General features: G+C 67.3%; 16 protein-coding genes. 4 read left to right on the top strand and 12 right to left on the bottom strand.

Annotated elements, in window-relative coordinates; translation table 11 throughout:
- The 3 genes from CRO39_RS08045 to CRO39_RS08040 form a co-directional block, all read right to left on the bottom strand.
- Positions 1-1,811: ESPR-type extended signal peptide-containing protein (locus CRO39_RS08045; RefSeq protein WP_280523255.1), on the bottom strand; the 1,811-nt coding region annotated here is incomplete at its 3' end.
- Positions 1,812-1,825: 14 nt separating this feature from the next.
- Positions 1,826-2,074, bottom strand: a complete 249-nt coding sequence (locus tag CRO39_RS20890; RefSeq protein WP_176520177.1) for a hypothetical protein — start codon at positions 2,072-2,074, stop codon at positions 1,826-1,828.
- Positions 2,075-2,795: 721 nt separating this feature from the next.
- Entirely contained in the window at positions 2,796-5,147 is a 2,352-nt protein-coding gene (locus CRO39_RS08040; protein ID WP_097121387.1) for a ligand-binding sensor domain-containing protein, read from the bottom strand.
- 466 nt (positions 5,148-5,613) lie between these two features.
- Between CRO39_RS08040 and CRO39_RS08035 the strand changes: the two genes are divergently transcribed.
- The 3 genes from CRO39_RS08035 (at position 5,614) to CRO39_RS08025 (ending at position 16,011) form a co-directional block, all read left to right on the top strand.
- Positions 5,614-14,253, top strand: a complete 8,640-nt coding sequence (locus CRO39_RS08035) for a GH36-type glycosyl hydrolase domain-containing protein (protein WP_238394698.1) — start codon at positions 5,614-5,616, stop codon at positions 14,251-14,253.
- Positions 14,253-14,477 (top strand): hypothetical protein, encoded by a 225-nt coding sequence (locus CRO39_RS08030; RefSeq protein ID WP_238394699.1) that lies wholly within the window; start codon positions 14,253-14,255, stop codon positions 14,475-14,477. The genes CRO39_RS08035 and CRO39_RS08030 overlap by 1 nt, the downstream gene beginning before the upstream one ends.
- Before the next feature lie 451 nt (positions 14,478-14,928).
- Entirely contained in the window at positions 14,929-16,011 is a 1,083-nt protein-coding gene (locus CRO39_RS08025; protein WP_162125896.1) for a LacI family DNA-binding transcriptional regulator, read from the top strand.
- A 41-nt stretch (positions 16,012-16,052) separates the two neighbouring features.
- Here CRO39_RS08025 and CRO39_RS08020 read toward each other — a convergent pair whose 3' ends face one another.
- On the bottom strand, positions 16,053-16,610 hold the full coding sequence (locus CRO39_RS08020) for a cysteine hydrolase family protein (RefSeq protein WP_097121383.1): 558 nt from the start codon (positions 16,608-16,610) through the stop codon (positions 16,053-16,055).
- 278 nt (positions 16,611-16,888) lie between these two features.
- On the opposite strand from CRO39_RS08020, the gene CRO39_RS08015 reads away from it, so the two are divergent.
- Positions 16,889-17,890, top strand: coding sequence for a DNA topoisomerase IB (locus tag CRO39_RS08015; RefSeq protein ID WP_238394700.1), 1,002 nt, complete (start codon positions 16,889-16,891; stop codon positions 17,888-17,890).
- 58 nt (positions 17,891-17,948) lie between these two features.
- On the opposite strand, the gene ligD is transcribed toward CRO39_RS08015, so the two are convergent.
- The 8 genes from ligD to CRO39_RS07975 all read right to left on the bottom strand — a co-directional run bounded on the left by ligD (position 17,949) and on the right by CRO39_RS07975 (position 25,215).
- The gene (gene ligD, locus CRO39_RS08010; RefSeq protein ID WP_097121381.1) at positions 17,949-20,498 is read right to left on the bottom strand and encodes a DNA ligase D; all 2,550 of its coding nucleotides are present in this window, start codon (positions 20,496-20,498) and stop codon (positions 17,949-17,951) included.
- A 39-nt stretch (positions 20,499-20,537) separates the two neighbouring features.
- Complete coding sequence (locus CRO39_RS08005) at positions 20,538-21,191, bottom strand: hypothetical protein (RefSeq protein WP_097121380.1); 654 nt, start codon at positions 21,189-21,191, stop codon at positions 20,538-20,540.
- Between the two features lie 16 nt (positions 21,192-21,207).
- Positions 21,208-22,119: a non-homologous end joining protein Ku gene (ku, locus tag CRO39_RS08000; protein ID WP_097121379.1), complete on the bottom strand. Its 912-nt coding sequence runs from the start codon at positions 22,117-22,119 to the stop codon at positions 21,208-21,210.
- Between the two features lie 139 nt (positions 22,120-22,258).
- Positions 22,259-22,867, bottom strand: a complete 609-nt coding sequence (locus CRO39_RS07995; protein ID WP_097121621.1) for a GyrI-like domain-containing protein — start codon at positions 22,865-22,867, stop codon at positions 22,259-22,261.
- A complete protein-coding gene (locus tag CRO39_RS20885; RefSeq protein WP_162125897.1) occupies positions 22,864-23,010 on the bottom strand; it encodes a hypothetical protein in 147 nt (48 codons plus the stop codon). Before CRO39_RS20885 ends, CRO39_RS07995 begins: the two co-directional genes overlap by 4 nt.
- A 145-nt stretch (positions 23,011-23,155) precedes the next feature.
- Complete coding sequence (locus CRO39_RS07985; RefSeq protein ID WP_097121377.1) at positions 23,156-23,467, bottom strand: LPS-assembly lipoprotein LptE; 312 nt, start codon at positions 23,465-23,467, stop codon at positions 23,156-23,158.
- 1 nt (position 23,468) lies between these two features.
- Entirely contained in the window at positions 23,469-24,284 is an 816-nt protein-coding gene (locus CRO39_RS07980) for a hypothetical protein (RefSeq protein WP_141400751.1), read from the bottom strand.
- Complete coding sequence (locus CRO39_RS07975) at positions 24,262-25,215, bottom strand: hypothetical protein (RefSeq protein ID WP_141400750.1); 954 nt, start codon at positions 25,213-25,215, stop codon at positions 24,262-24,264. The genes CRO39_RS07980 and CRO39_RS07975 overlap by 23 nt, the downstream gene beginning before the upstream one ends.
- Positions 25,216-25,229 lie beyond the last annotated feature (14 nt).

Here is a 25,229-nt window from a genome sequence, read left to right as displayed (position 1 = left end):
TTACCGCCAATGGCGATGGCATTGGTGCCCGACGCAAGGGCACCTGCAGTTGCATTGCCACCGAGTGCCACCGAACCGATGCCGGTGGCGCGTACGGCGGTTGCCACGCCGTTACCGCCTGTGCCGAGCGCTGTCGCGTAGTTGGCAGACGCCGTAGTCCAGGTTCCGACCGCCACCGCGTCCACGCCGGTTGCCCGGCTTGCGACGCCCATTGCGACAGCGCGATCCTGCGATGCCGTCACGTCCGTGCCGACAGCGATAGCGCCCGCTGCCGTAGCGCCCGATCCCGCAAGCGTGCGCGCGCCCAGATTGATGGAGTTGATCTCCGACGCGATCGCCTGGAAGCCGATGGCGATGGCATTCCGGCCGCCCGCGTTCGCGCTGCTACCCTGCGCGATGGCGTCCAGCGCGGACGCGCTTGCCCCGGTACCGATGGCGACCGCGTTGCCCACGCTCGCCATCGCGTTCAGGCCGATCGACGTGGTTGCGTCGGCTGTGACGCCGATGCCCGCGTTGGTGCCGATGGCGATATTGTCGTCGCCGCTGACCAGGCTGCCCGCCGCTGCCTGCAGGGTGCCATCGTAGGTGACCGTGCCATCGCCCACGCCGAAGGCGACGTTGCGCGTGCCGGTGACGCCCGAACCCGCGCCGCGCTGCACGCTGGCAATGCCTCCGCCGATGGCGGTGTTCTGCGCGCCGGTGACCAGCGCGCCGGCGGCTACACCCATTGCGATCGAACCGGTATTGGTGGCCGTCGAGCCCGCGCCCGCACCCTGGCCGACCGCAACGGTACTGGCCCCCCAAGCGGCTGCTTGCGCTCCGAGCGCAAGCGAACTATTTCCCAGCGCCCGGGCGCTGTTGCCGACAGCGGTGGCTGCGGCATCGCTTGCCTCTGCCAAACGGCCGCCGGCGAACGCATTGGCCCCGCTGGCGTTGGCGCCAGAACCTATCGCAGCGGAAGCCCCGCCACTGGCATTGGCGAAAGAACCCAGGGCGCTGGCAGCGACTCCGGTGGCCTCTGCAGACACGCCAACTGCGGTCGCATTGGTGGCGCTCGCGGTTGTCCCGGACCCCAATGCGGAGGCATTAATTCCAGTGGCATCGGCTGAGTTGCCCATTGCTGCGCCACCTTGCTGGGTCGCAGTTGCGGCTGTGCCCAGCGCGACGCTGAAACCACCGGTAGCGCGCGTATTGACGCCGATCGCGATGTCGTTGGGCAAGGCCGTGTTGGTCTCGACACCCGCAATCGCGCCCAGGCCGAATGCGATTGACTGGTTGCCCCAAGCCCTGGATGAGGTCCCCATGGCCAAGGCGCCCGTGCCCGTCGATCTGGCTTGGATGCCTATGGCGACAGTACCGCCAGCCGTAGCGAACACGTCGGTGCCGATACCGATGGCACCGTCGCCCGACGCACCGGTTCCTCCGGTGCGCGCACCCAAATAAATGGAATTAACTCCAGAGGCAATGGCTTGGTAGCCGACAGCTACGCCATTCAGCCCCGTAGCTCTGGTGTTATAGCCTATAGCAGTGGCTCCGCCTGCAGTCGCTTGAGCCAGTTGACCCGCGCAGGTCGCGCTGCCGTTGTATTGGTAGTACGGCGCCGCAGTGCAATTCGACTGCGCCTGCGCCGACGCGACCCACCCCATCCCGCCCATCGCCAGCAGCGCAGTCATGATGGCGGCGGACAACGTTCCCGCCGGGTGCGAAGCCTTCCTGCCGCCGGATGCCTTGCCCCCCAGCGCGGCCAGCTCGGAAGCGACGACCAGCTGATTGAGCGACCGGTTCCATACAACGCTATAAATCTTGTTCATCACTTGTATCTCCGTTACGAGCGAACGCGGTGATCTGCAGGGGCAAATCCGATGGGGTGCTGTTGGTGCAAGGTCGAACGGGAATCCCGCCAGGCATCACGGCCGAAGCGCCATGCCAGCAGGACCCCCGCTGCGATACGCGGGGGATCGATCTTTTTGGGTTTTTCCGATCCGGCCGGTGCGGCAGTGCGGTCGGAACGGAAGAAGAAGGCTGGGACGACAGAGCCGTCACCTTTGCGCTGAGACTTGGACTTGGAAATCACGTGTCCCCTCCCAGGATTACGTATTTCGACCGGCGTGTTTTGCGGGGCTGCGCGCTGACGATTGCTGCCGGCCTCAGTGACTGCTGTCCACAGGATTCGCAATGGCAACAGCCGGATGGCCGTTCAAACCGCGGAAACCACGGGAAAACGGCAGAGATTCGATACTGGTCAGAGCAGTCATCCGGTCGTGCAATGGAGGCATCCATCGGCAGTCACCGCCGAATCTAGGAGGCCATTGCAGCGATCACAAGGAGATGATCATTTCTGAAAATTGCGTTTTATTGCATAACAATGCAGGCATGACGCCGAGAAGGGATTCGCCTTGGCGCAAGCAAACGCGACAACAAAGCCTGCAGGCAGGCGATACGCGCAGGTTCTGATTTCTGCCGCGGGTGCGCCACTTGCTAGCGAGCGCGCGAGTATCGATGGGATATGCAATCTTGATGAATGACGGACCTTCACGATTTGAGACGCGTATCACTCATGGTCCATGAAACCGGAGCATCCGGAGCGTGCCTGGCGATGAATCGTGCTGCCATGACCAACGAACGCAGCATCGCCGACCGTTTGCGATCCCGGCGGCCCGATCTGGCCATGCGGGCTGTCGAAGGCAGGCAGAAAAAAGATGGAACGGGAACGACGACGCGTACAACGCTCAAGCGGTCATCGGTCTGCGGGCCAGCGGCCGCAAACAGGCCTCTTCGCCGCTGCCAGGACCTGGCTAGCGCCGCGCGCCCGGGCGGGTGGCTCTTTTGCCCTCGGTCCGCGCCTGGCTTCTTTCCATCTGGGTGCTGCCCACCAGCACCAGCAGACCCAGCAATGTCGCCAGGGTCCAGACCCAGGGGCGCTGGTACCACGGTTGCGGATGGACGATCCGCAACTGCGCCGGAACCGGCGACCACGAGCCTCCCATCGCGCGCGCCTGCACTTCGAACAGGTGCTCGCCCCACGGTATCGAGGGGTAGAGAATGCTGCGGTTCTGCCCGGCCTCGACCCAGTCGCGGTCGAATCCGGAAAGGCGGAAACGGAAATAGGTTTCCCGCGGCATGCTCAGGTTGATTGCGGTGTAGCGGATTTCCAGGTTCCGCGCGAACGCACCCAGCCGCAGGATCGCATCGGCCGTATCCTGGAGTTGCCCCGCGATTGCGGCATGCTCGATGTGCGGCTTGAGAACGGCGGCACGCGCATCCGGTACGTCCGCCGGATCGACAACGCCAAATCCTTCCACAAGGGGAAACCACAATCTGCCGCGCAGGTCGCGATGGCAGGGCGATGATGTGCCGCCATTGATTTCGGCCGGCGACAGGCCATCGCTGGCCGTGTATCCGACCGATTCGATGTCCTCGGCCGCGTCCTGCGGCGCAGGCAGCAGGGTGACGCCGCGGTTGCCTCCCAGCCACAGACGCCCCCGGTCATCGGGGAGGATGCACGAGACCGTATCGTCGAACAGCCCATTGCCGGTGTTGTAGCGGCGCACCTGGCCGTTCGCTATCCGGTTGAGTCCGCCGCCGTAGGTGCCCACCCACAACGCGCCGGTCCCGTCTTCGTAAAGAGTGCGGGCAAAGCGCGAGGACAGCCCTTCCAGCAGCGTCCATTGTTCGACGACCTGGTCGCCAACCAGCCGGCGTATGCCGTAGTCGCCCACGAACCAGTTGCCGCCGCGCGCGGCCGGAACCATCTGGACGACGCTGATGCCCTCCAGCGCTTCGATGGGGTGGCGCGCGGCGACGCGGCCTTCGCGGTCGATCTCCAGTTCGAACGTCGACCGGCCGGCGCTGACGATGTAGCGGCCCTTCTGGTCCTGCCACAGGTTGACCGTCCCTGCGGTCGGCCACTGGGCGATCAGTTCCAGCTCATCGCCCACCAGCCGCGCCAGGCCGCCGGCGGCCGTTCCTATCCACAGCACCCCTTGCCTGTCCAGCAGCAGGCTGGCGACGCAGTCGTTGCCCAGGACATGGCGGATGGCCAGCGCGCGCATGCTGCCGTCGCGCCGCCAATGGCGCAGTCCCCCGCAGGCCGACCCCAACCACAGACCGCCCTGTCCATCGGCAATCACCGCGCGGCCAGCCATATGCGTCCCCAGTTGCTGCTCGGCAAGCACACCGAACAGGGGAGTGCGCAACTGCAGCAGGCCCTTGCTGCCGCTGCCGGCCCACAGGTTGCCCTCGTTGTCCGAAGACAGGCTGGTGATGCCCATGTCGGACAGCTCCGGCACCGGCGTCCACCCGCCCTGGCCGTCCCCGCGCACCACTTGCCCGGAAACCTGCGAGACCCACCACTGCCCATCCCTGTGGCGGGTGGCATAGGCAGGCGACTGGACGCCCAGCGCGCGCCATCCGGCGGTTGCCGGATCGTGGCGGTACAGCGCGCGTTCGGTACCCACCAGAAGATGGCCGCCGTCCGCTTCCAGCACCTGCACCCTGCTGTCGCCGCCGGGCAACGGAATGGATTGCAGCTGATGGCCGGACACCACAAAGAGTCCGTTGTTGCCGCCGGCATAGATGCGTCCTTCCCGGTCCCGGGCCAGGCGCATGAAGCCGGCCAGCCCGGACTGTTCGATGCGGGTTTCGCGGCGGCTGGCCGGGTCCAGTTTCAGAACCCCCATGCTGCTGGCGAGCCATATCACCCTGTCCGCACCCTGGAGAATGCCGTTGACCTGGCAGGTGCCGCCGCAGACCGACAGGTGCCGGAACCCGCCGTTTTCGTACACGCTCAGGCCCGCGTCCTCGGTTCCGATCCACAGCCGCCCTTGGTCGTCCTCCTGCAAGGCCAGGATGCGGTCGCTGGCCGGCCCGCTGCGGGAGCCGTCCGCGCCCTCGCCATCCGGGGCCGGTTGCGTTCTGAACACCTTGAATGTCAGCCCGTCAAAACGGGCCAGGCCGCCGAAGGTGCCAAACCATAGATAACCATCGCGGGTCTGGACCATCGCATTCACGCCCGCCTGCGGGAGCCCGTCATCGCCGGTGAAGATTTTCGGCGCGCTCCTGTAGCTGGGCTGTACTCCGGTCGATGCCAATGCGGAACCTTGCATCACCAGCAGGCCGACGACCAACACAATCAGCCTCAATGGCATCCCATTCCCCCTGCGCGTATTCCCACGCTGGATATTCTGCCGCAGTGCGGGTAACGGCAAGAAGCCCGGCGTCACTGTTCCCGGCCCTGCGCGGGCGCATCCTGCGTGGGGCGCCGGTCAGCCCGCGCGGGGCGGGCCCGGATCCGCCCTGCAGAGAGATATCGCCGGGGCATCGAAAGGCCTTTGGATGCGGATGAACGCGGACCGGGCGCAAGGCAAGCCGCGTGTTCCATCCTTCCATCCCCCTTTATCCGTGTCCAATAACCTTTGGGCCTAACGGTTGCGGCCACCGCCCGCCGGTTTTTCACACCTGCCGCGCGCAAGAGTGCAATGATGGGCGCAACGACGGCCATCCGCCCTCATAGGATCCGAGATGCCGCACGCCTGGAGGATATTCAGTCGTTGGTTGCGCCTGCGCCGGCGTTTGTGGCGTTGGCAGCGTTCGGCTATCCAGAAGATCCCGCGGATGGAAGAGCCGCTGCGTTCGCAGTTGCTCAGCGCCGAACAGATGGAGGTCTATGGCCGGGCGCTGGCGCATGCGCACCGCCTGCATCCGCAATCCGGGCAGGAACAGCTGCTTGCGCGCCTGAAGGAAAACGAGGGCGTGCTGGATGATGCCGTCACCATGCTGACGCGGATGGTGCAGGACGAGGTGCGGATCAGCCCGGCCGGCGAATGGTTGCTGGACAACTATTACCTGGTCGAAGAGCAGATACGTACCGCGCGGCGGCATCTTCCCAAGGGCTACAGCCGCCAGCTGCCGTCGCTGAGCGAAGGCCCATCGGCCGATCTGCCGCGGGTCTACGACATGTCGACCCAGGCCATCGCCCATGGCGACGGCCGTATCGACGCCGAGACCATCAGCCGCTTCGTGGCCGCCTATCAGTCGGTCAGTCCGCTCAAGCTGGGCGAGCTGTGGGCGATCCCGATCATGCTGCGGCTGGCCTTGATCGAGAACCTGAGACGGGTCGCCGTGCGGGTGATGCGCGATGGCAGCGCCCACCGGCTGGCCGCCGGATGGGCGGAACTGCTCAACCAGACCGCCGCCGATCGTCCCAAGGACGTGGTGCTGGTGATCGCCGACATGGCGCGTTCGAAGCCGCCGCTGACCGGCGCCTTCGTCGCCGAGCTGACGCGGGGGCTGCACGGGCGGGGGGCGTTGCTGTCGATGGCGGCGCTCTGGGTCGAGCAATGGGTGGTCGACGGCGGCCACAGCATCGAGGAGCTGGTGCACGCCGAGGGCCAGCAGCAGGCCGCCGACCAGGTGTCGATCAGCAACAGCATCGGCAGCCTGCGCTTCCTGTCCAACATGGACTGGCGCGTGTTCGTGGAGTCGATGAGCGTCGTCGACCAGACCCTGCGCGAGGACCCGGCCGGCACCTACGCGGGGATGGATTTCAACACCCGCGATGCGTACCGGCATGTGGTGGAGAAGCTGGCCGGACTCAGCGGCAGCGCCGAGCTGGAAGTGGCGTGCGTGGCCCTGCGCATGGCGCAGGCCCATCCGACGCCGGGCGAACCCCAGGCCCATGTGGGCTACTACCTGGTCGATGACGGCCTGGCGCAGACCCGGGCAACGCTGGAAGCGTCCACCGACCGGCGCTTATGGTTGCTTCCGCGCAAGATTCCGTTGCCGCTCTACCAGGCGCCCATCGTGCTGATTGCCGCACTGTTCGCCGGCGTCCTGCTGTCCGGCGCAGCGGCGGCGCAGATTCACCCGGCGCTGCTGGGGCTGCTGGCGGCGCTGGCCCTGCTGGCGTTCAGCGAACTGGGCATCGGCCTGATCAACTGGCTGGTGACCGTGCTGGTGCCGCCGCGGCCCTTGCCGCGCATGGATTTTTCCGACGGCATACCGGCGTCCTCGCGCACGCTGGTGGCGGTACCCTGCATGGTCGGCAGCATCAAGGCGGTCGACGCGCTGGTCGACGGGCTGGAGATCCGGTTCCTGGCCAACCGCGACAGCCACCTGCATTTTGCGCTGCTGACCGACTTCCTGGATGCCGACCAGCAACATCTTGCCGGCGACGAGGCGCTGCTGGCGCATGCCGCCGAACAGATTCAGCGCCTCAATGCGCGCTACGCGCCGGAAAGCGGCGACCGCTTCTTCCTGTTCCACCGTCCCCGCCGCTGGAACCGCTGCGAAGGCAAGTGGATGGGCTACGAGCGCAAGCGCGGCAAGCTGGCCGCGCTGAACCGGCTGTTGCGCGGGAAAAGCGCCGCCGACGATTTCATCCGCGTCATCGGCAATACCCAGGCGCTGACCGGCGTGCGCTATGTGATCACGCTGGACTCCGATACCCGCCTGCCGCGCGATGCGGCGCGCGAGTTTGTCGGTACGCTGGCGCATCCGTTGAACCAGGCGCGGTTCGATCCGCGTTTCCGCCGCGTCACCCGCGGCTACGGCATCCTGCAGCCCAGCATCGGCAGCAGCATGGGCGGAAGCCCGATTACCCGCTATGCGCGCATGTTCGGCACCGAACCGGGCATCGATCCGTACACGCGCACGGTGTCGGACGTTTACCAGGACCTGTTCGGCGAAGGCTCGTTCGTCGGCAAGGGCATCTACGACGTGGATGCGTTCGAATCGGCGCTGGAGGACCGCTTTCCGGAAAACCGCATCCTCAGCCACGATTTGCTGGAAGGCTGCTATGCGCGGGCCGGACTGGTCAGCGACGTGCGCCTGTTCGAGGACTATCCTGCACGCTATGCCGCCGACGTGAAGCGGCGCTATCGCTGGATACGCGGCGATTGGCAGTTGCTGCCGTGGGTGTTGCCGTGGGTACCGCGCATGCATGGCGGCTTCGAGCGCAATCCGCTGTCGTGGCTCTCGCGCGGCAAACTGCTCGACAATCTGCGCCGCAGCCTGGTGCCGGCCGCGGCGACGGCGCTGCTGGTGCTGGGCTGGGCGCTGCTGCCGCGGCCGCTGGCGTGGACGCTGTGGATGCTGTGCCTGTGGCTGCTGCCGGTACTGGTCCCGGCGCTGCGCGATGCGCTGGTGAAACCCGTCGACATGGCGCTGGAAGCCCATTGGCTGCAGGTGGGCAAGGACGTGGTGCGCCAGCTCTGGCGCGCGACGGTCAACCTGGCCTGCCTGCCGCATGAGGCGTTCTACAGCCTGGGCGCAATCGTGCGCACGCTGTGGCGGATGGCGATCAGCCGCCGCCGGCTGCTGCAATGGAATCCGTCCAGCGAAGTGGAACGCAGCCTGGGCAGCGGCTTCGGCGCGGAATTGCAGGGCATGGCGTTTGCGCCCTTGTTTGCTGTCGCGGTAGCCGTATTGCTGGGGTGGACTAACCCGCCGGCGCTGTGGGTGGCCGCCCCGATCCTGGCGCTATGGATCGCTTCGCCGGCGCTGCTGGCCTGGCTGGGCCGTCCGGTCAGGCCGCGGCGCCCGCACCTGTCGGCAGCGCAACTGGCGTTCCTGGGCCGACTGGCGCGCCGCACCTGGGCATTCTTCGAAACCCATGTCCACGCCGAGGATCACTGGCTGCCGCCGGACAATATCCAGCAGCACCCCAGCCTGCTGGTGGCGCATCGCACTTCGCCGACCAACATCGGGCTGTCGCTGCTGGCCAACCTTGCCGCGCACGACCTGGGCTACCTGCAGACCGGCGGGGTGATCGAACGCAGCCGTCTGACCTTGGCGACGATGGAATCGCTGCCGCGCTATCGCGGGCACTTCTACAACTGGTACGACACCCAGACCCTGCAACCGCTGCCCCCGCATTACGTTTCCACCGTCGACAGCGGCAATCTGGCCGGGCACCTGCTGACCCTGCGCCAGGGACTGCTGGCGCTGGTGGACGCGCCGGTGCTGGCGCCGTGCACGTTCTGCGGAATGTCCGACACCCTGGGCGTGCTGGAGGAGGCGCGCTGGACCGCGGCAGGCGACAACGACGGTCTGGAACAGGCGCTGGTGATGTTCCGCAACCGGCTCGACGCCATCCTGGCGCAGCCGCCGGCCACCGTGGCAGATGCCGACACCGTGCTTGCCTGGCTGTCGGCGCAGGCGCAGACGATCGCCGCGGCGTGGCCGGCAGCCGCCGATGCGGCCGAACCGGAGCCGGCGCCGCATTGGCCGGCGATGCTGGTCGATGCCTGCCTGGCGGCGCAGGCCGAGCTGCAGCATTTCGCGCCCTGGCCGCCGCCGCCGCAGGACGCGCCGACCGGTCCTGCCGGCGCGCAGGCCATCCCCAGCCTGCGCGAGCTGGCAAGAGGATCGCACGGCGAGCTGGCGCAGCAGCGCGCGCGCGACCGCATCCACCAGTTGGAACGGCTGGCGCACCTGGCCGGGCAGCACTCGCTGATGGAGTACGAATTTCTCTACGATCGCGCCCGCCATCTGCTGGCGATCGGCTACAACGCCGAAGATCGCCGCGTCGACGCCAGCTATTACGACCTGCTGGCATCCGAAGCCAGGCTGGGCAGTTTTGTCGCCATCGCGCAGGGCCAGCTGCCGCAGGAAGGCTGGTTCGCGCTGGGCCGCCTGCTGACCGAGGTCAACGGCGCGGCCACGCTGCTGTCGTGGAGCGGCTCGATGTTCGAATACCTGATGCCGCAGCTGGTGATGCCCAGCTATCCGGACACCCTGCTGGATCAGACGATGCGGCATGCGGTCGATGCGCAGATCGCCTACGGCGCGCAGCGCAACGTGCCATGGGGAATTTCCGAATCCGGCTACAACACGGTCGATGCGCGGATGAACTACCAGTACCGCGCGTTCGGCGTGCCCGGACTGGGGCTCAAGCGCGGCCTGGGCCAGGAACTGGTGGTGGCGCCGTACGCCAGCATGATGGCGCTGATGGTCGCGCCGGAGGCCGCCTGCAGGAATCTGCAGCGCATGACGGAGATGGGTTTCGGCGGGCAGTACGGCCTGCACGAGGCCATCGATTTCACCCCGTCGCGGGTACCGCCCGGGCAGGAGCACGCGGTCGTACGCTCGTTCATGGCCCATCACCAGGGCATGGGCCTGCTGGCGCTGGACTACCTGCTGCGCGATCAGCCGATGCAGAAGCGCTTTGTTGCCGATGCCGAATTCCAGGCCACGCTGCTGTTGCTGCAGGAACGCGTTCCGCGCGCAGGCGTGTTCCATCCGCACGAAGCCGAGGCCGACATCGCGCGCGCCGCGCTGGCCGAGTCGGAAACCGAGATGCAGCTGCGCGTCTTCCGCAGCCCCGAAACTCCGCGACCGGCCGTGCAGATGCTGTCCAACGGCCGCTACCACGCCCTGCTGACCCATACCGGCGGTGGCTACAGCCGCCTGCGCGACATGGCCGTCACCCGCTGGCGCGAGGACGGCACCCGCGATCACTGGGGAAGCTTCTGCTATCTGCGCGATGTGGAAAGCGGCGAGTTCTGGTCCGCCGCCTATCAGCCGGCCTGCGTGGCGGTGGACCAGTACGAGGCCATCTTCTCCGACGCCAAGGCCGAATTCCGCGGCCGCAAGCGCGGCTTCGAAACCCACCTGGAAATCGCCATCTCGGCCGAGGACGATATCGAGCTGCGCCGGCTGCGCCTGAGCAACCGTTCGCGGCAGCCGCGCATGATCGAGATCACCACCTACGCCGAAGTGGTGCTGGCGCCGGCCATCGCCGACGAAATGCACCCGGCCTTCAGCAACCTGTTCGTGCAGAGCGAAATCGTTGCCGAAAAACAGGCGCTGCTGTGCACGCGGCGGGCGCGTTCGCACGACGAAGTCCCGCCGTGGATGTTCCATCTGGTGGCGGTGCACGATGCCGACATCAGCGAGATCTCCTATGAGACCGACCGCGCGCGTTTCCTGGGCCGCGGCAACACGCCGCGCCGGCCGCAGGCGCTGACCCGGCACGAGCCATTGTCCGGTTCGGCCGGCTCGGTGCTGGACCCCATCGTGGCGATCCGCTGCCGGATCCTGCTGGCGCCGGAGCAGACCGCGCTGATCGACATGGTCAGCGGCGTCGGCGGCGACCGCGACGCCTGCGCGGCGCTGATCGACAAGTACCGCGACCGCCACCTGGCCGACCGCGTGTTCGATCTGGCATGGACCCATAGCCAGGTGGTCAGGCGCCAGATCAACGCATCGCAGGCCGATGCGCAGCTTTACGAACGGCTGGCCGGGCTGATGATCTATACCCACCCGTTCCTGCGCGCGGACAGCGAAATCCTGCTGCAGAACCGCCGCGGCCAGTCCGGCCTGTGGGGGCATGCGATCTCCGGCGATCTGCCGATCGTGCTGCTGCAGATCGCCGATGCCGACAACATCGAACTGGTGCGGCAGATGGTGCAGGCGCATGCGTACTGGCGGCTCAAGGGCCTGCATGCGGATCTGGTGATCTGGAACGAGAGCCAGGCCAGCTACCGGCAGCAGCTGCAGGAACAGATCCTGGGCATGGTTTCGGCCGATCCCGAATTCAACGTGCTCGAACGCCCGGGCGGGATCTTCGTACGGCCGGCGCAGCAGATCTCGCAGGAGGACCGGATTCTGCTGCAGACCATCGCGCGGGTGATCGTCTGCGACCGCAACGGCACGCTGGCCGCGCAGGTCGGCCATCACGTCCCGCCCGAGCGCAGCATGGCCCTGCTGTTTCCGGAAGGCCCTCCCGCCGTGCCGTACCAGCCGGAGTTGCTGCCGGCGGACGAGGATTCGTTGTCGGGACTGCCGCCGCACCGGTCGCCGGACGAGGACGAGGAGGCATGGCCGTTCGAACCTTCCGCCGGTCCGGTCCTGTTCGACAACGGCACCGGCGCGTTCTCCGCCGATGGCCGCGAGTACGTCAGCGTGCTGCGCGAAGGCGCGCCGACGCCGGCGCCGTGGTCCAACGTGATGGCCAACCCGCATCTGGGCACGGTGGTCAGCGAAAGTTCGCCCGGCTATACCTGGTTCGACAATGCCCATGAGTTCCGGCTGACGCCGTGGCACAACGACCCGGTGTCCGACACCGGCGGCGAAGCGTTCTACCTGCGCGACGAGGAAACCGGCCGGGTCTGGTCGCCAATGCCATTGCCCTGCCCCGGCAGCGGCGCCTACCGCACCCGCCACGGCTTCGGCTACAGCGTCTACGAGCACGTCGAGGACGGCATCGCCAGCGAACTCTGGGTGTATGTGGCGCTGGAAGAAGCGGTCAAGTTCTCGGTGCTGAGGTTGCGCAACCTGTCCGCGCGCGCGCGCCGCCTTTCCGCCACCGGCTACGTGGAATGGGTGCTGGGCGACATCCGCGCCAGGTCGCAGATGCATGTGGTCAGCGAACTCGATGGAGCCTCCGGCGCGCTGACCGCGCGCAACCCCTACAACACCGCCTTCAACGGGCGCGTGGCGTTCTTCGATACCGACGCGAAGGACCGCGCCTTCACAGCCGACCGCGCCGAGTTTATCGGCCGCAACGGCAGCCTGGCCGCACCGGCGGCGCTGCAGCGCGAGCGGCTGTCCGGAAGGCTGGGGGTCGGGCTGGACCCGTGTGCGGCGATCCAGGTCGTGATGGATCTGGAGCCGGGGGAAAGCCGCGAGACCATCTTCCGCCTGGGCGCCGCCATCGACTATCCGGCCGCCACCGCATTGGCCATGCGCGTGCAGGGCCAGGCCGTCGCGCACGACAGCCTGGACGCGGTCCGCATGCATTGGCTGGATACGCTGGGAACGATCCGGGTGGCCACGCCGGAACCGGCCGTGGATGCGCTGGCCAATGGCTGGCTGCTGTACCAGACCCTGGCCTGCCGGTACGTGGCCCGCAGCGGCTACTACCAGTCCGGCGGCGCTTTCGGCTTCCGCGACCAGTTGCAGGACACGATGGCCACGGTGCACGCCATGCCGGCGCTGACCCGCGCCCACCTGCTGCTCAGCGCGGCTCACCAGTTCCCGCAGGGCGACGTGCTGCACTGGTGGCATCCGCCGCAAGGGCGCGGCGTGCGTACGCGCTGCTCGGATGACTATCTGTGGTTGCCGCTGGCGGTCTGCCGCTACCTGGACGTCACCGACGATACCGGCGTGCTGGACGAACGCATCCGCTTCATCGAAGGACGGTTGGTCGGTCCCGATGAGGAATCCTATTACGACCTGCCAACGGCATCCGGGCTGCGCTCGTCGCTTTACGATCATTGCGTGCGTGCGCTGAAGCGGGCGTATGGCCTGCTCGGCGAGCACGGGCTGCCGCTGATCGGTACCGGCGACTGGAACGACGGCATGAACCGCGTCGGCGAAGGCGGCAAGGGCGAGAGCGTCTGGCTGGGCTTCTTCCTGTTCGCCGCGCTGCAGCGGTTCCGCCGGGTCGCGCAGGCGCGCGGCGACGGCGATTTCGTCCGCTATTGCCGCGATGCCTCGGAGTTGCTGCAGGAGAGCCTGGAAGCGCATGCCTGGGACGGCGAATGGTATCGGCGCGCCTGGTTCGACGACGGCACGCCGCTGGGTTCGAAACTGAGCGATGAGTGCAGGATCGATTCGATTTCGCAAAGCTGGTCGGTCCTGTCGGGCGCGGCGGATCCGCAACGTGCGCGGCAGGCGATGGCGTCGCTGGACCGGCACCTGGTGCGTCGCCAGGCCAGGTTGATCCAGCTGCTCGATCCGCCGTTCGACAAGACCGGCAAGGACCCGGGCTACATCCGCGGCTACGTGCCGGGCGTGCGCGAGAACGGCGGCCAGTACACGCATGCGGCCGTGTGGGCGGCGATGGCATTCGCCCAGCTTGGCGATGCCGAACGCGCCTGGGAACTGGCGCGCATGATCAATCCCATCAGCCATACGCAGGACGCCGATGGCGTCGCCCGCTACAAGGTCGAACCCTATGTGCTGGCGGCCGATGTCTACGCTGTCGAACCGCATGTCGGGCGCGGCGGCTGGACCTGGTATACCGGCTCGGCGGGATGGATGTACCGGCTGCTGACCGAATCGCTGCTGGGTCTGCAGCGGCATGGCAGCCAGCTGCGGCTGAAACCCTGCATCCCGGCGCACTGGCCGGGCTATCGCCTGCAATACCGCCACGGCGAAAGCATGTACCAGATCGAAGTGGTGCAGAGCGCGGACGGGCCGGCCACGTTGACGCTGGACGGTATCGAACAGTCCGGCCTGCATTTCCCGCTGGTCGATGACCAGTCCGTCCACCATGTCCTGGCGCACTGGCCGCGCCCGCAGCCATGATGGCCCGCCGGCAGCTGGATGCCGAGCTGGATCGCCTGGCCGGCATGCTGCCGCTGTGGTGCGAGCATCTGCGCCACCCGGCGCAGTTCTGGCCGCAGTTCGACGCGCTGGCGAAGGAAATCCTGGACCATGCCGGACCGGACGAGCGGCCCTACGCGCAACGGCGGCTGGATGCCATGCTCGAGAAGAATGGCATTCGCAGACCGGCCGGATTGGCGGACTAGCGCGCTTCTCCCCTCTCCCCGCGCGGGGCAAAGAGGTCTGCTTGCGGGCCACTGGCCTGCGGACCGATGAGCGACCGAACGCCACGCGTGAGGGCCGGACCGGTGCCCGCGAAGCGGGTGGGAGAAGGCGCGGGCGCAGCCTGGACACGGCCGGCATCCCTGGGAAAAACGCATTGGCCGAGCCGGTCTCCGGACCGGGCGAACCGTTGCCGCCCGTTACGGCAACGCCGGTCGTCGACAGCCTGGCCAGCGGAACGAAACCGCGGCCGCGGCAGCGCTTGCCGCCGGCCTCACGGCAAGCGACGCGCGCCGGGAATGCGGCCGCACTGATAGCGCTATCATCCGAGTGACGGCGAACCATGCCACTGCAATGCCGGTTGCGCCGTGTCCTGCTTCGCCGGAAAAGCTTCTGCCCACGCAATCGGCTGCACCCTCAGGGGAGGACGCTACCTTGGAGAAACCAATCAAGTCGGTGCGCCGGAAAGGACGCGCGGTGACGATAGACGAAGTGGCCTCGAAGGCCGGCGTGTCGCCGATGACGGTCTCGCGTGTGATCAACGGTTACGGCATGGTGCGCGACGCGACCCGGGAACGGGTCATGCGCACGGTGCGCGAGCTCGGCTACCGGCCCAACCTGGCGGCCAGCTCGCTGGCCGCCGCCCAGCACACCTGCATCGCGCTGATCTACACCAATCCCAGCTCGACCTATCTTCGCGAACTGCTGGTCGGTGCGCTGAGCGGCTCGGCGCGCGCGGCGGCGCAACTGACCATCGCCACCTGGGACAACCTGGACACCGATGCCCAGCGCAATGCCGCACGCCTGCTGGCCAACAGCGTGGCCGGCGTCATCCTGCCGCCGCCGCTGTGCGAATCCAGGCCGGTGGTCATGGAGTTCGTCAACGCCGGCATTCCGGTGGTGTCCATTGCCTCGGGAAATTTCAGCGATGAGGTTGCCTGCGTGCGCATCGACGATTTCCGCGCCAGCAAGGAAATCACCGCCCACCTGATTGCCAATGGCCACACCCGCATCGGCTACATCAAGGGCAATCCCAACCAGACCGCCAGCGCGCACCGCTTCGAGGGCTTCCGGCAGGCATTGGACGAGGCCGGCATTGCGCTGGACGATGCGCTGGTCCAGCAGGGTTACTACACCTATCGTTCGGGCCTGGAAGCGGCCGAAAAGCTGCTGGCGCTGCAGCGCCTGCCCACGGCCATCTTCGCCAGCAACGACGACATGGCCTCGGCGGTGGTATCGGTGGCGCACCGGCAGGGCATGAATGTGCCTGGCGACCTGTCGGTGGTGGGCTTCGACGACACGTCCGCGGCGACCATGGTCTGGCCCGAGCTCACCACGATTCACCAGCCGATCGCGTCGATGGCCGATACCGCCATCGATATGCTGCTGCGCGCCGTCCGCCGCCCGGACCGGGGCGCGCGCGCCGTCGTCCACCATATCGTGCCGCATCAACTGGTCACGCGCGGCTCGGTGGCGCCGCCACGGCCACCCGGGCATGCGGCGGCCGCAAAGGAGTGACCCGGCGCCCGTTGCCTTTACGCAAGCCGGCCTGGGAGCGCCTATGGCGGAAACGTCTGCCTGACCGCGAACGTGGAATCGACCCTGGCCTGCAATGAAAGATCCATGAGCTTCAGGGCCATTTCCTTGCGCTCCTTGCTGATGGCGGCGACCGCATCGCTGGGTACCCAGATCGGGTACTCGCGCATCTTGGCGTCCTGCGCCGTGGCCAGAATGCACGAGTCGGCCGAGATGCCGGCCAGGACAACGCGGTCCACCTCCAGCTTGCCGAGCAGCACCGGCAACGCCGTGGCCTGGAACGCCGAGTGCTTGGGTTTGAGCACGTAGTAGTCGCTGCCGCGTGGCGCCAGCGCGGCGGCAATCCGCGCCGAATCGCCGCCGCTGTCGATGCATCGGGCGATCAGGTCGGCAAACTCGCCCTGCCAGCGGGTGAAGTTGTCGTTGACGTAGATGACCGGACAGGACGCGGCATCGAAGCGATCGCGCAACGACAGCAGGCGCGGAACGCAGGCCAGTGCGGCGGACGACAGCGCCGATCCGCCTTCGAAGTCGAACAGGTTGATCATGTCCAGGATCATCAGTGCAGGTCGTTGGGCCATGCGTGCCTCGTCGCAGTTCGATCCGGTGGCGTGCACCGGCGGGTATAGCGCCGGTCGGCGTAAGGCAACGTGCACAAGGCAGGACATGCGCCGCGCGCATGCAACGGCGGCATCGCCCACGCAGGCGCTTTGCCGATTTCACAAGGCGCGGTTGCGGCCGTGCATATGCTCTCGGTGCGCCCGCTCCGGCAGTTGCCGGCGCAGGCAGTCGGGAAGGAGGATGCGATGCCAAAGACCAGGCGATGCGCTGCCGACATCCAGGCAGGCCAGGCGACGCCGTGGCAGCGCTGATCTACACGTCCGACGCCATGCCGGGGCTGCGGCGCCGGCGCGCCGGACGCGGCTTCGTCTATCTGGATGCGCGCGGCCGGCAGGTACGCGACCCGGCGACGATTGCGCGCATCCGACAGCTGGCGATTCCGCCGGCCTACACCGATGTCTGGATCTGCGCCGATCCGCGCGGCCATCTGCAGGCCACCGGCCGCGACGCGCGCGGCCGCAAGCAGTATCGCTACCATCGCCACTGGCAGGCCGAGCGCGGCGCGCACAAGTACGACCGCATCATCGCCTTTGCCGAAGCCCTGCCGCGACTGCGGCGCCAGGTCCGCGCCGATCTGGCGCTGCCCGGCTTTCCGCGCGAGCGGGTGGTGGCGCTGGTGGTGGCGCTGCTGGGGCAGACCCTGCTGCGCGTGGGCAACGCCGGCTACCAGCGGCAGAACGGCTCCTACGGCATCACCACCTTGCGCAATGCGCATGCCCGATTCGTGGCATCGGGACAGGTGCGCTTCGCTTTCCGCGGCAAGGGCGGACGCATGCTGGAAAGCACGGTCAACGACGCGCGGCTGGTGGCGCTGGTGCGGCGCTGCCAGCAACTGCCGGGGCAGGCGCTGTTCCAGTACCGCCAAGGCGGCGCAGTCCAGCGCATCGGTTCCGGCGACATCAACGCCTATCTGCAGGCGCAACTGGGCGGCCCTTACAGCGCCAAGGATTTCCGCACCTGGGGCGCCACGCTGTACGCGTTCCGTCGATTGGCCGCGCTGGATCCCCCGGCAGAGGGCGACCCGGCGCTGTCCGCGCAGGTCAGGCAGCAGGTGCTGCGCGAGACCGCCGCCATTCTGGGCAACACGCCGCGCATCTGCGAGAAATGCTACGTGGACCCGCGCGTGTTCGACGGCTGGCAGGACGGTCGCGTGCGCCGCGCCGCCCGCAATGCGAAAGGGCTGCGCCAGTGGGAACTGGCTGCCATCCGCTTCCTCAAGCGCGCGCACCGCACCGGCTGACTTCCGCAGGCGCGGCGATGGCAGGCAAGCGCCTGGCCGCCTTCCCGCCCGATGCCCGCTAGCGCTTGCGCGGCGCGCGCCCGGCTTTCTGCTTGCCCTGGCCGGCCAGCGCGCGGCCGACGCCTTCCAGATCCTGCCGGCGACGGGCGTAATCGCCCCAGGGGTGCGATTTCATCCGCGCCATGCGCCGCTGCGCGGACACCAGATCGTAGGCGTTGCCGCCCTTGATGCGGCCCAGTTCTGCCCAGCGCAGCGGCATCGCCACCGGCGCGCCATCGCGTGCGCGCAGCGAAAACGATGCCACGCTGGTGGCGCCGCGGCCGTTGCGCAGGTAGTCGATGAAGATGCGGCCCTTGCGGAATTTCTTCGCCGCCGTGGCCACGAACGCCAGCGGCTCGGAGGCCGCCATCGATTCGGCGAATGCATGCGCGAACGCCTTTGCCTGCGCCCATGGCGACGTCGGCTTCAGCGGCGCAACCACATGCAGGCCCTTGCCGCCGGAAGTCCGCACGTATGACGCCAGACCCAGCGCGGCAAGCCGGGCGCGGACCAGTCGCGCCGCTTGCACCACCTGCGGCCAGGCCACGTCGGGGCCGGGGTCGAGATCGAAGACGATGCGGTCGGCCCGATCGGGCGTGTCGGCCCGCGCGCCCCACGGATGAAACTCCAACGCATTGAACTGCACCAGCTCCAGCAGGCCGGCTTCGTCGTTGACGAGCAGGTAGTCGGCGCGCGTACCGCCCTCTTCTTCCAGCGCAACCGCCTGGACGCGGTCCATGCCGGCGGTGTGGTGTTTCTGGAAGAAGCATGGCCGCGCCGCGCCCTGCGGGCAGCGTACGACCGACAGCGGGCGGCCCTGGATTTCCGGCAGCAGCCAGCGCGCCATGGTGCGGTAGTAGTCGAACACCTGCGCCTTGCTGATGCCGCTGTCGGGGTACACCACGCGGCCGGGGCTGGTCAGCTCTACCGGTGCCGAATCGCTCTTGCTGCCACGCGTGGCGGGCATGTTGCTCTCCTTCGGGGCAGGGGCGTCGCCATCGCCCAGATCCGTGGCGCGCTTGTCCGCGCGGATGGTCTTCAGCGACGGCTGCCGCAGCAGGCCCTGATTGCCGAAGCCGTGATAGAAGACTTCCGCCACCAGCCGGGGTACCACCCAGCGGGCCTGGCGCAGTTCGGGATCGTCGACGCCGACGAAGACCGTGGGCTTTGCGCGCGAGGACTTCGACAGCTTTGCGGCCAACGACCCCAGCAATTCATTGCTGAAGCCGGTCCCCACGCGGCCGACGTAGCGCCAGCCATGCGCCGTGTCGGGTGCGGCCAGCAGCAGCGCGCCCAGTCCGGTGCGGCTGCCCCTGGGTGCGGTATAGCCGACGACAGCGAACTCGTCGGAGGCGCGCTGCTTGATCTTGCGCCAGGCGTCGCTGCGGCCGGCGTGATAGGGCGCGTCGGCGCGCTTGCAGATGATGCCCTCCAGTCCGCGCTCGATCGCTTTGGCCAGCGCTTCCTGGCCGCGGCCGACGATATGCGAGCTGTAGACCAGGTGCGCCGGCGGATTCTTCAGGATTTCGGCCAGCAAGGCCTTGCGCTGGTACTGCGGGCTGCGCGCCAGGTCGACGTCGTCGATCTGCAGGACATCGAACAGCACGTACGACAGCGTGGCGTTCTTTTCGCCGGACAGCGTGGCCTGCAGCAGGCCGAAGTCCTCCTGCCGGCCCGCACCGGCCACCAGCTCGCCGTCCAGCACCGCATCGTACAGGCCCAACGATTCCAGTGCGGCGACGATCTCCGGCGCCCTGGCGGTCCACTCCAGTTCGTTGCGCGACCACAGCCGCACCTTGCCGCGGGCGATCTGCGCGATGAGGCGGTAGCCGTCCCACTTGGCCTCATGCAGCCAGTCATCGCCATCGGGGACATGCTGGTACAGCTTTGCCAGCTGCGGTGCGCGAAAGGCGGGCCGGTGATGGGCGGCACGCGCGTGCTCCAGCCTGGCGGCGCGGCGCGCCCAGCGATCGCCTGCGGCGGCGTGCGCGCTTGCGCGCTTGCGGGCCGCCTTGCGCGCCGGGCGCGGCGGCGCCTGGCCCGGTGGCGGGGTGACATCCTGCAACAGGTCGTCGGCTTGCTGCTTGCCGGCGTAGCCGTCGCGTTCCTTGAACAGCAGCCACTGCGGCTGGCGTGCGGCCTTGTGCGTGCGCACCAGGTGCCAGCCGCCCCTGAGCTTCTGGCCGAACATCTCAAAGCGCAGGTGCCCCTTGGCCAGCTGCGCTTCGGGATCGCCATCGGTGGTCCAGAGTCCGCGGTCGAAGGTCGCCACATGGCCGCCGCCATACTGGCCTTTCGGGATTTCTCCTTCGAAATCGGCGTAGTCCAGCGGGTGGTCTTCCACCTCCGCCGCCAGCCGCTTCACCGCGGGATCGAAGCTTGGGCCCTTGGGCACGGCCCAGCTCTTCAGGGTGTCGCCGACCTGCAGGCGGAAGTCGTAGTGGCGATGGCTGGCGTGATGCAGCTGCACGACGAAGATGGGACGGCGGCTGCGCGCCCCGCGTGCCGCCGGCGCCGGCTCCGGCGTGCGATCGAAGCGGCGCTTGCGCTGGTATTCCTGCAGGCTCATCGCCGTCTCCTCGGGAGCTCCGTTATGCGATCGGCCGCGTCAACGCGGCGTGCAAACGGACTGCATGAGCCGGACCGACAGGCCGCTGCGCAGGTGCCAGTCCCGCAACGCGGGCGAAATGGCGCCCTCCAGCGCAATGTCCAGTTCGGCATACGCATCCAGCGCGTCGCGCAGCGCCGCCAGCGGCGTACCGGGCGCGGGCCATCCCCACGCATCGATGGGCCCGAACCGCGCCACAGCCGCCTGTTCGCCCGCGTCCAGCCGCTCGCGCCGTTCGGCCAGGCGCTGGCGCACCCAGGCAGAGAGCGGCGCATGGACCACGAATCCCTGCGCCGCAAACTGCGCACGGGCCGCCTCCAGCGCCGGCTGCGCGCCGCGCAGCCATTCGGTATGCCCTGCCGCCCGCGCCGGCACCAGCAACGGGGCGGGCGCGGCATGATCGCGCAGCTGCCGCTTCCATCGGGTCTCCCATTGCCGCGCCTCGCCAACGGATTCGGCCTCCACCAGCCAGCCGCGTTGCAGATCGAAAAACTCGTAGTAGCGCGACGAGAACGCATGCAACCGGGCCAACGGGTCGGTGGACATGCCCAGCTTGGCGAAATCCTCGTACGCGCAGGGAAACACATACAGGAACGCGCGTCCGCCCGCGCCGGTGCCGACCCCGTCCAGCGGCACGATGCGGCGCCCGCTCACCGGCCGGCTTCCGCGATCAGCGCGAAGCGCTCTTGCGGGCGCGCTTGCCCAGGACCTTCTTCGCGGCCTTGCGCGCGGCCTTCTTGGCCGGCGCCTTGCGCGTAGCGCTCTTCTTCGCCGGCGTGCGCTTCTTGCTGTCCAGGCTCTTCTGCAGCAGCGCCATGAAATCGACCACGTTGGTGGCGGCGTCCTCGTGCTCGGGGGGTTCCTCGCTGGCGATCCTGGTGGTGGCGCCCTTGGCCTTGACGCGCTTTTTGATGATCGCCTCCAGCCGCTTGCGGAACTCGTCCTGGTAGTCGTCCGGGTTCCACCGCGCCGACATCGAATCGATCAGGCTCTTGGCCATCTCGGTTTCCTTGGCGGCGATGCGGTAGTCGCCCGTCTTGCCGGTCGGCAGTTTGTACTCGTCCGGCGCCACCAGTTCCTGCGGATAGCGCAGCAGCATCAGCACCAGCGCGTCGCCCTCGGGAATCACCGCGCACAGGTATTCGCGCGTGCGAATCACCACCCGCGCCACGCCCACCTTGCCGGTGCTCTTGAGCGTCTCGCGCAGCAGGACATAGCCTTTTTCCGCCTTCTTGCCCGGCACCAGGATGTAGGGCTTCTCGTAGAAGCGCACACCGATCTCGTCGCGGTCGACAAAGGCCTCCACGTCCACCGATTCATGCGTCTGCGGCGCGGCGGAGGCGATGTCCTCCTTCTCCACCACCACATAGCTGCCCTTGTCGTACTCGAAGGCCTTGACGATTTCCTTCCACGGGACCTCCTCTCCGGTTTCGGCATTGACCCGTTCGAAACGTATCGGCTTCCTGTCGCGCGAATCCAGCATGCGGAAGCTGATGTCCACCTTGCGTTCGCCGGACATCAGCGAAACGGGGATGTTCAGCAGTCCGAAGGAAAGTGTTCCCGTCCAGATGGGGCGAGCCATGAGAGGATCCCGGTGCGTTCGTACGGGCCATTCTCACCGCCGCAAGGAAAGTCGACGTGAAGAATCGCAGCGCCCGTTGCCCCGTCGAATGCGCACCGGCGGCACCGGCCGTCCGCCCGCTTCCGGCGGCGGTTGGCGGTCATTGCATCGGCTGGCGAATGATCGTTTTCCATTTCGCCGGATCCGCGCGCCGAATGTCGCTCAGATAGATCTCATGGTGCTTTCCGGCCAGGCCGGAGCGCGCATTGATGAACGCATGCAGGCGCTCGATTGTCGGCCCCTCTTCGGTGAACGGGCCAACATGCAGCACCTGGGCGCAGCGGCCTTCGGAGAACTCCTCAAGGCGCAGCCTGTCGAGGCCGGGCAGCGGCTTCCTGCTTCTGACCGCCGCAATCGCCGCATCGATGACTTCCGTTGCCACGAAGTGCGGCTGCATGATCATCATCGTCCATTTCCAGTTGGCCCTGTCGTCGGCGACGAAGGCCGACAAGTCGTCCGCCCACCAGAGCCCTTCGAGCGGCATGACCGCATAGTCGATCTGCGCAGGCCCTTTCTTGAGCATGAACTTGGCCGTGTAGGACACCGAGAACAGGGCCTCCACCGCCTGCGCATACGCCAGCGAAGCGTTCGGGTCGCCTTTTCCGTCGACCATCAGGAACCGGAAGGCCGGAACATCAACCTGCACCACTTCCTTGGCGGAAGGGCGGTAGAGCTGCTTGAGCTCCTTCTTCAGATCGATCTTCTTCACGATGGCCATTTCCCTGATGAAAAATGTGGTCCTGCAGCCGGATCGCCATTGGCAGCGCGATAGCTGCGATAGAAAAGATCGGCACCTTCGGCATTGACGAAGGATCCGGTTCGCGCTGCCCATGGACCATCGCCCTTCTTCATTGGCAGTCCATCATGCAGGAATCCGGCTACCAGCATTTCTGGTCCCGCATGATGATAGCGGGATCTTGCGGCAGATGAAGAAACGCCTGGCCAGGGGTACACCGCTGTGCATTTAGGCCGATTGGGCGCGAGCTATCCGCGGACGTCAGGGGTCGCTGACACGTTTCAAGGTGATGCCCATCGGGCCGGACAGGGTATCGTCGTCGATCCTGGTCAGGATCAGTACGGCGCCCTCGGCCTGGGGATTGATCAGGCGGATGCGGTCGCCATCCATCTCGTAGCGCATCTGCAGTTCGATTCCGCCTATATCCGAGGACTGCACGACCTTACCCCTGCCGTCAAAGCGCAGGCGGGTCAGTTCCATCTCGTCTTCGTAGGTGCCACGCAGGCCGTTCCCGCAGGCCGAGAGCAGCATGACCAGCAGGCACAACGCGCCCACTCCGGTTGTACTCGCCATTTCAGTTCTCTCCTTGTGCTGAACCGTCGAATTGGCGTACGCCCAAGGTAACGGGACGCCCATAGCGTTCGCTGCCGATCGTGTAGCCCAGCAACCGCGCGCTGAGCACTGCGCCGCCGCTACGACGGCTGATGCCGGTGATGCGGAAGCGGCTGTCCAGGGTGACGTTGCGCATGCCACCAGTGCGTTGCAGCGCGTCCTGCGCCGCGGCGACATCCAGCGGCCAGAAGTTGATCTCTTCGGAATTGTCGACCTGCAGGTCGACCCGTTCCTGCACAACAGGATGCGGGGCGGGACGGGCATTGAAGTTGAATACGCTGCCTGGCATGAAGGCGTCCAGGTAGTACCCGCCGCGGGTTGCGTCGTATTCGCCGAATCGCGCCCTGACGTTCAGGCGCAGGCGGCCCACGTCGGCCGTGCTGTCGTAGATTCCCTGCAGGCGCTGCCGTTCCGCTTCAAGCAGCGCGGATCGTTCGAACTCGTTGGCGTGGACGACACGCGACTGTGCAGCTGCCCATTCCGCAATCGGCGGCTGTCGTCCTTCCAGCCGGTACGCCAGCATCAGCATCTGCAGGTCGTCGGGGTGGTCGAGCTGGCGTTGGCCGAACCGGTCCGTGCCGGCAGCGGGCGCCAGTTTGGCGTTGGACGCGGATACGGATTTGGATACGGGCGCGACGCCGGCCGGAGTTGCTGTCCCTGTAGCGGTCGGCGGCGTTTCGCCGCCGCCACCCTCCGCGCCGCAGGCGGCGATCATCGCGGTCAGCGCTGTCAACAGGCAGGTCCGCAGGCATGCGTCAAAGGCGTACATCGCTGGCATCGCCGGCCTCCTTGATTTCCTCTTCGCGGCGCGCCTGCCCGACCCGCTGCAGGTCCGAACGCATGGCCTCCACCTGCGCGTACAGGTCGCTCTGCTGCACCATCACAGTGGTGAGCTCCATCGCCAGGCCCGGATTCTTGCCGCTCATCGACACCCGGGCGGCGATGTTCAGACCGCATCCTTCGCGCCAGCGCGCGCGCTTGTCGCCGCTGTGCGCATGTACCGCTCCCCGGCACTGATCGAACAGCGGATTGGCCTTGCTAAGTGGATTGCCGGCGCGGTCGTAGACCCATTGCAGATCGCGATAGCCGGCCGAATAGCCACGCTGCGCATCGGAATTTTCGCGGATCTGCGGTTGGCCGTACTTGCCGATAAGGGCCTCCAATGCTGCGTCCACCGGCGGCATCTGTCCGTCGCGGAAATTCTGCGTGCGCCAGATCACCGCTGCCGTCTCCTTGCCGGGCCCCCCCGGCGTGGCCACGCTGACGACCTCGTCCACATGCTCCCACTTGAACTTGCCGCGGCACTCCTGCCATTCGCGCGCGTAATTGCATGGCCGGTAGCTGCCCTTCTCCACCGTGAAGAACTGGGTACCCAGCTCGATGCCATGGGTGTCGATGCGGTCCAGCCAGCGCTTCTCCTCGGTGACCACGGCGTCCTCGCCCAGCCCGCAGCGTGCGGTGGCAAGCGCTTCTTCCAGCGTCATGCCTAGCCGCAGGGCCATGATGTCGGGCCCGTTCAGGCCCTTGCGCACCTTGGGCGGGCATCGCAACGGGGCCGCTGCCGCGGTTGCGGCGACCGCCGCTTCTTCCAGTTCGTCGACCGGCACGCCTATCTTCTTCTCGCCGTCGGCCAGTTCCGGGCCTTTTCCGCACGCCGATAGCAGCAGGACGGACAAGGCCAGCATCGTATTGGTCGTTTTGGTTCGCATCGTTCTCTCCGCAA

The organism is Pseudoxanthomonas wuyuanensis, assembly GCF_900215535.1.
Taxonomy (GTDB): domain Bacteria; phylum Pseudomonadota; class Gammaproteobacteria; order Xanthomonadales; family Xanthomonadaceae; genus Pseudoxanthomonas_A; species Pseudoxanthomonas_A wuyuanensis.
This window is presented reverse-complemented; position numbering and strand designations above follow the sequence as displayed.

Bases quoted from the DNA above. Each gene is read 5' to 3' on its own strand.
- CRO39_RS08040 (WP_097121387.1), bottom strand. From the start codon at position 5,147: ATGCCATTGAGGCTGATTGTGTTGGTCGTCGGCCTGCTGGTGATGCAA.
- CRO39_RS08035 (WP_238394698.1), top strand. From the start codon at position 5,614: ATGGAAGAGCCGCTGCGTTCGCAGTTGCTCAGCGCCGAACAGATGGAG.
- CRO39_RS08030 (WP_238394699.1), top strand. From the start codon at position 14,253: ATGGCCCGCCGGCAGCTGGATGCCGAGCTGGATCGCCTGGCCGGCATG.
- CRO39_RS08020 (WP_097121383.1), bottom strand. From the start codon at position 16,610: ATGGCCCAACGACCTGCACTGATGATCCTGGACATGATCAACCTGTTC.
- ligD (WP_097121381.1), bottom strand. From the start codon at position 20,498: ATGAGCCTGCAGGAATACCAGCGCAAGCGCCGCTTCGATCGCACGCCG.
- ku (WP_097121379.1), bottom strand. From the start codon at position 22,119: ATGGCTCGCCCCATCTGGACGGGAACACTTTCCTTCGGACTGCTGAAC.
- CRO39_RS20885 (WP_162125897.1), bottom strand. From the start codon at position 23,010: ATGAAGAAGGGCGATGGTCCATGGGCAGCGCGAACCGGATCCTTCGTC.
- CRO39_RS07985 (WP_097121377.1), bottom strand. From the start codon at position 23,467: ATGGCGAGTACAACCGGAGTGGGCGCGTTGTGCCTGCTGGTCATGCTG.
- CRO39_RS07980 (WP_141400751.1), bottom strand. From the start codon at position 24,284: ATGCCAGCGATGTACGCCTTTGACGCATGCCTGCGGACCTGCCTGTTG.
- CRO39_RS07975 (WP_141400750.1), bottom strand. From the start codon at position 25,215: ATGCGAACCAAAACGACCAATACGATGCTGGCCTTGTCCGTCCTGCTG.